At 58.5% G+C, this 6,652-nt stretch carries 5 protein-coding genes; 4 read left to right on the forward strand and 1 reads right to left on the reverse strand.

Translation table 11 applies throughout. The annotated features are described in order from the left end of the window. Positions 1–396: 396 nt before the first annotated feature. Positions 397–648, reverse strand: coding sequence for a hypothetical protein (locus WA354_RS22605; protein ID WP_472815285.1), 252 nt, complete (start codon positions 646–648; stop codon positions 397–399). 77 nt (positions 649–725) lie between these two features. On the opposite strand from WA354_RS22605, the gene WA354_RS22610 reads away from it, so the two are divergent. The 4 genes from WA354_RS22610 to WA354_RS22625 all read left to right on the forward strand — a co-directional run. Beyond that, the gene (locus WA354_RS22610; RefSeq protein WP_472815286.1) at positions 726–2,336 is read left to right on the forward strand and encodes an inorganic phosphate transporter; all 1,611 of its coding nucleotides are present in this window, start codon (positions 726–728) and stop codon (positions 2,334–2,336) included. A gap of 193 nt (positions 2,337–2,529) precedes the next feature. After that, positions 2,530–4,149 (forward strand): inorganic phosphate transporter, encoded by a 1,620-nt coding sequence (locus tag WA354_RS22615; protein WP_472815287.1) that lies wholly within the window; start codon positions 2,530–2,532, stop codon positions 4,147–4,149. Between the two features lie 153 nt (positions 4,150–4,302). Beyond that, the gene (gene scpB, locus WA354_RS22620; RefSeq protein WP_472815288.1) at positions 4,303–5,385 is read left to right on the forward strand and encodes an SMC-Scp complex subunit ScpB; all 1,083 of its coding nucleotides are present in this window, start codon (positions 4,303–4,305) and stop codon (positions 5,383–5,385) included. A gap of 75 nt (positions 5,386–5,460) precedes the next feature. Beyond that, on the forward strand, positions 5,461–6,652 hold a 1,192-nt coding region (locus tag WA354_RS22625; protein ID WP_472815289.1), incomplete at its 3' end, for a pseudouridine synthase.

Consider the following 6,652-nt stretch of genomic DNA (forward strand, 5'->3'; position numbering starts at 1 on the left):
CAGGCGATTCTCCTGCGTCAGGACCGTGCGTTCTCAGAGATTTTCATTAAGAAGAGCGCGGGCTTCGACAGCGTAGTGAATGAAAGCCTGATCAATTCCACCGACGAGTGGCGTTAGAACATTGCGATAAAGAAGAATTCCACAAAAACGCGATCAAGTCCACGGTCGCGCAACCCGCACGGTCAATAGTCCGTTTTGATCCGTGACCTTAGAAACGCCACCAATCGGTTGCATGAATTCCTGCGTGTTTGTAGGCAATCCTGGCGAGATTGTTAAGCAACCGCTTGGTTGCGCTTCTCGTAGCTGGATTTTGAGTCAAATCCCACCCCCGAATGTCTGATCCAGAACAGCCGATAAATGGTGCATAAAATATGCAAATCGCCCTGAACTCGCAGATCAATTCTGAAAAAGAACAGCAGCATATAAATAACTGAAAATACGATACTTATCGTTCCAGCTAACTACACGCTTGCTACCCTCAAATCCGCAGCCATCGCGTAGCTCATGTAAAATTGAGAGCGCGGCACCTGATAACCGACGCCGCGCATCGAACAACTGGGGCACGCATTCAGTTGTTGGGGTTTTATGCAATCCTGCTTTGATTGTCCCTTCTGCTGCGATCTCAGATCGTTCCATCTCCATTTCCATCAAAGATCATCAGCCGATTCCGTGTTGGCATGCGCCGCGCTGCGCCGCGAATCGATTGTCGCGAACGGGGAAATCTGATGGCGGCAACGTCGGCAACTGCTTTAACCGGAACATCACTCCTCGACCGCAAGCTCAAGAGCACGCCGAGCAAAACCGGTGTTCTTGCGTTTCTTGCCGTGCTTGCAGCGGGCATTGTCTACATCGTTTTCCACGTAGCCCGCGATCTCGATGCTGCGTCCATTACCAGCTACGCGCCCTACGGCTTGCTCGCGCTTGCGTTGCTGATCGCCCTTGGCTTTGAATTCGTAAACGGATTCCACGATACGGCCAACGCCGTTGCCACTGTCATCTATACTCACTCGCTTGAGCCGAACATTGCCGTGGTGTGGTCGGGAATCTGCAACCTCGCTGGCGTGCTTCTCTCCTCCGGCGCCGTGGCCTTCGCCGTCATTACCCTTCTCCCTGTCGAATTGATCCTCCAGGTGAGTTCGGGCGCCGGATTCGCCATGGTCTTCGCGCTGCTCATCGCCGCGATCCTCTGGAACCTTGGCACCTGGTGGCTCGGTTTACCGGCATCCAGTTCGCATACCATGGTTGGCTCCATCATCGGCGTCGGCATCGCCAATCAGTTAATGAACATGCGCAGCGGAACTTCGGGCGTCGATTGGGAGCAGGCCATGAAGGTGCTGAAAGCCCTGCTGATTTCCCCGGTTGTCGGATTCGTATTTGCCGGCATGCTCATCCTGCTCGCGAAGCAGGTGGCCAAATTCCCAGAGCTCTACGAGGCGCCAAAAGACAACACGCCGCCGCCGCTCCCGATTCGTGCCCTCATGGTGCTCACCTGCACCGGCGTCAGCTTCTTCCACGGCTCGAATGACGGACAAAAGGGCATGGGCCTCATTATGCTCATCCTCATCGGCACTGTCCCCACAGCCTATGCGCTGAACCATGCCGTGAGTCCGGCTCAAGTCCAGGAGTTCATCGTCACATCACAGCGCGCCGGCCAGATTCTCGATCGTCATGTCGATCCCAAAGGCATTCTGGGACCCGACGCGCGCGCCACAGTCACTGACTACATTCGCACCAAGCAACTGCAACCCGACACGATTCTCGCACTGCGTGAACTCGTTGAGGACCTGAATCACGAGGTCGCCCTCTACAAGGAATTCAAGGCAGTCCCGCCACAAGAGCAGGCCAATGTCCGCAACGACATGTACGTGGCCAGCGAGGCCTTGCGGCTGATGATCAAGGCCAATAACCCTGCCTTCAACGCAGATGAAAAGAAGGCCCTGAACAGCTACAAAGACAAGGTGGATAACGCCACCAAATTCATTCCCTCATGGGTCAAGGTCGCCGTGGCGCTCGCTCTCGGGCTGGGCACCATGGTTGGCTGGAAGCGCGTCGTCGTCACTGTGGGTGAGCGCATCGGCAAAGATCACCTCACCTATGCGCAAGGTGCCAGTGCCGGATTGGTTGCCATGGGAACCATCTTCGCAGCCGACAAATTCGGACTCCCGGTCAGCACAACTCACATCCTCAGTTCGGGTGTCGCGGGAACGATGTCGGCAAACGGAAACGGACTCCGCTTCTCCACGATCCGCAATATCGCGGCGGGCTGGGTGTTCACGCTCCCCGCGGCGGCACTCTTGTCAGGCATTCTCTACTGGGCGTTCCGGCATCTGTCGTAACTTGAATCAGGTCTTCTGATCACGGCGGCGCTTTGGTGCATCCGTTTTCGTTTTCCTCGCCTGTCCGCCTCCAGCCTCGCAAATTCATCTCCGCTTCACCTCGCGTTCACACGCCTCGGATATTCCTTGCTCCATCTGGAGAGCTCTCTCCCAGCATCCAGAGTAACTTCACCTCACATTCCGGAGTTCACCCATGTCCGAAGCGGCAACCGCTGTCGCAGCCCGTCCGCCGGCTGCTGCATTGCTTGAAAAGAAGATGCATCCGACCCACGCTATGATCAGCGGAGCCGTCGTTTTGCTCGCGCTTATCATCGGAATCTGGTTCATAGCCACACACATCGCTCAGGATTTCAGCGGCGTGACCATGGGCAGCGCGTGGCCGTATGTGCTCTTGGTCATCGCATTGCTAATTGCACTCGGATTTGAGTTCGTCAATGGCTTCCACGACACCGCAAACGCCGTGGCGACGGTCATATATACCCACTCGCTCGAGCCAAACATCGCAGTTGTATGGTCCGGGATGTGCAACCTTGCCGGTGTGCTCACCTCCAGCGGCCTGGTTGCCTTTACAGTCATCACACTGCTGCCCGTCGAGTTGATTCTGCAGGTGAGTTCCGGCGCTGGATTCGCCATGGTCTTCGCGCTGCTCATTGCCGCGATCCTATGGAATCTGAGCACCTGGTGGTTCGGCCTTCCGGCCTCCAGCTCGCACACCATGGTCGGTTCAATTATTGGCGTGGGCGTCGCCAACCAGCTAATGAATGTGCACTCCGGCACCTCAGGCGTGGATTGGAAACAGGCCACCAAGGTCTTCAAAGTGCTGCTGATCTCGCCGATCGTTGGATTCGGCGCGGCTGCACTATTGTTCCTGCTGGCGAAGGCCACCATCAAGTATCCCGGACTTTATGAGGCGCCGAAGGGCAGTGCGCCTCCGCCGTGGCCCATACGTGCCCTTCTGGTGCTCACATGTACCGGCGTCAGCTTTTTCCACGGTTCAAATGATGGGCAAAAGGGTATGGGATTGATCATGCTGATCTTGATCGGCACGGTGCCCACTGCCTACGCATTGAACCACGCGGTAACACCCGCTGACGTGCAGCAATTTATCACGGCGTCGAACAATGCCGGGAAGGTTCTCGATGCGCATGTTGACAAGACCGGCTTGCTTGGCGCCGACGCTCGCGCCACGGTGACCGACTACATCCGCACCAAGCAACTCCAGCCCGACACAATTCTCGCGCTGCGCGAGCTGGTTGAGGATCTGAGCCACGAAGTCGCACTCTACAAGGAGTTCAAGGCCGTCCCCGCCAACCAGCAGACCAACGTGCGCAACGACATGTATGTCGCCAGCGAGGCCATCCGGCTCATGCAGAAAAACCACAACCCCGTCTTCACCGCGGCCGAGAACACTGCATTGACGGCCTACAAGAGCAGAGTCGACAAGGCCACCAAGTTCATTCCCACCTGGGTGAAAGTGGCGGTTGCACTGGCTCTTGGAATGGGTACGATGGTCGGCTGGAAACGCATCGTCGTGACAGTAGGCGAAAAAATTGGCAAGGAACACCTAACCTATGCCCAGGGAGCCACTGCCGAACTGGTCGCCATGGCAACCATCTTTGCCGCGGATAACTTCGGCCTCCCCGTCAGTACCACGCACGTGCTGAGTTCGGGCGTGGCTGGAACCATGGCTGCGAATCGCAGCGGCCTGCAAATGTCGACCATCCGTAACATCGCTGCTGCCTGGGTCTTCACGCTTCCCGCCGCAGCGCTTCTTTCGGGCACGTTGTTCTGGCTCTTCCGCCAAATCGCGTAGAAATCCTCCTTCAGGTTGCCTCGTTTTTGTTCTGAGCGAAAGGCGTTCGGTACCCCCCGAACGCCCTCTCTTTTCAAGAATCCCGCCTGGTCAGCATCTGTGGACGCATCTTCCCCTTCCGTCCAGTACCATACAGAAGGTACTGATTGCTGCATGAGCCTGAAATCGAAGCTGGAAGCCGTTATTTACGCCTCTGAAGAGCCGGTCACCCTGACCCAGCTCGCAACCCTGTTTGGCGCAGAAGCGCTGCAATGGAAAGCGGAGCAAGAGGCCGCCCAAAAGGCTGCCGCCGAGGCCACCACTAGCGCCGCCGACCCGTCGCGATCCTCAATCGATGAGGGGTTGGCGTATCTGGACCTGCGCACCGAAGACGGCCGCTCCCTCGGTGAGCAGGAGTTCGCCGACCCGGGACTTGCTGAAGCGTCCGAGGCCGAGCCCGAGTTGCCGGTCGAGACCGAGTCAGCAACCGCTGAATCGACAGCGACTGAAGCCGACCCGACTGAAACCGCTGAGGCCGCCGCCGAGTCAGCTCAAGAGGAATCAGCTCCTCTCGATCCCGAGACCGAAGCCAAACGCGCCGCACGCCAGCGCGATCGCGATGTCAAAGCCGTTCTGCGGCAGTTGATCGACGAATTGATTGCCTACTATGCCTCTGACGATCGCGGTGTGGAGATTCGCGAAATTGCCGGCGGATATCGCATGGCCACCAAGCCCGAGTGTCACGATGCTGTGCGCATGTTCATCAAGAGCCTCAAGCCGGCGATGAAGCTCTCGCTGCCCGCTCTTGAAACGCTTGCCGTCATTGCCTACAAGCAGCCTGTCACCGCACCCGAAGTCAACGAGATTCGCGGCGTGGACTCATCGGGAGTTTTCGGCTCTCTGCTGGCCCGCAAACTCATCACCACCGCAGGCCGCAAACAAGTTCTCGGACGCCCCATCCTTTACAAGACCACCAAGGAATTCCTGATGCGCTTCGGTCTCAAAGACGTCGCCGAATTGCCGTCGATGGATGAGTTCGAGAAAATGGCTAGCGAGCTTGAGGAAGTCGAACCGGCGGCCGTCGACGAGGGTGATGCTGCGACTGCTGAGTACGAGGCCGAAGGTACTGATCGTCCTGCACTGGATGAGAACGCACCGGAAGAGCCGGATAACGATTCGCCCTCGCCGGCCGTAAATGCTCACGAGACTCCGGCTGCCGTAAACGAAACCAACGAGAATACAGAAGCGGCTGAATAGCCTGCACCTCACCGCACAAGCCCGCGCCTGCCGAGCCTCACTGGAAACGAAGCAGGCAGAACCGAGAATCTCCCCATGAGCGACGATGTGCGCCCCGATGCCAACCGGCCTGAACTCGATGGCCCCGAAAACGATGCAAATGCAGCTGAAGAAGCAACAGCCGCCGCTGCCAGCGACACATTTGAGCAGGCGAGTGACTCCGAGCCAGACTCCATTGCCGACGAGGCCGACGCTTCTGATGCGAGCGCTCCCGAAGCCCACGAAGAGATCGACGCCATGGCCGAGCCAGAACTCGCAGGCAAGCTTGAGCGCCTGCAGAAGATTCTCGCCCAGGCCGGAGTCGCCAGCCGACGCGCTGCCGAGAACCTGATCACCGCGGGCCGCGTGCAGGTAAACGGCAAAGTCGTTACCGAACTCGGCACCAAGGCCGATGCCGCCCGCGACCACATCCGCGTTGACGGAAAACTTCTGCAAGGCTCCGAGCGCCTCCGCTACTTTATGCTCAACAAGCCCAGGGGCTTCGTAACCACGGTGCGCGATCCTGAAGGACGGCCAACAGTGATGGAGTTCTTCGCGAAATTGCGCGAGCGGCTCTACCCCGTCGGGCGCCTGGACTACCTGAGCGAAGGCCTGCTGCTGGTGACAAACGACGGCGACCTGGCGAACAAGCTCACCCGCGCCGCCGCAGGCGTGGAGAAAACATACCTGGTAAAGGTGAGTGGCGAGCCCTCCGAAGAAGATCTGGATCGGTTGCGTTCGGGTGTGGGCATCGAGCGAGGCAAGCCGGGCTCAGGCCGCGTGCAGACTGCGCCTGCCCAGATCCGCAAGGTCCGTCAGGGCGACAATCCCTGGTATGAAGTCATCCTGATTGAAGGCCGCAACCGCGAGTTGCGCAAAATGTTCGAAGAGATCGGCCATCACGTCGAAAAGATTCGCCGTGTCGGCTACGGGCCGCTGGTGCTCGACATTGAGCCGGGCAAAATGCGCGAGCTCGAAGCCGAAGAGCTCGGTGACCTTCGCAAGACCGCGGATGGCAAGCTACGCAAACCGAAACTGAAAGATATCCGTCGGCGCAAGGCGATGGATGCGCAGTTGCCCACCATCAAACCGCGAGCCTCACGCCCGCTGGCACCTCCGGCGGCCGCTCCGCCAATTTCGGAACGGCCGGCGTTTCCACCCCGTCGCGAATTTCCGCCGAAGAGACAATTTGCAACTGATCGGCCTTCCCGCCCCGCGCGCCCGGAAGGTGAAGGTTTCCGTCCCAGAC

It is taken from the genome of Occallatibacter sp., from assembly GCF_049802275.1.
Taxonomy (GTDB): Bacteria; Acidobacteriota; Terriglobia; order Terriglobales; family Acidobacteriaceae; genus Telmatobacter.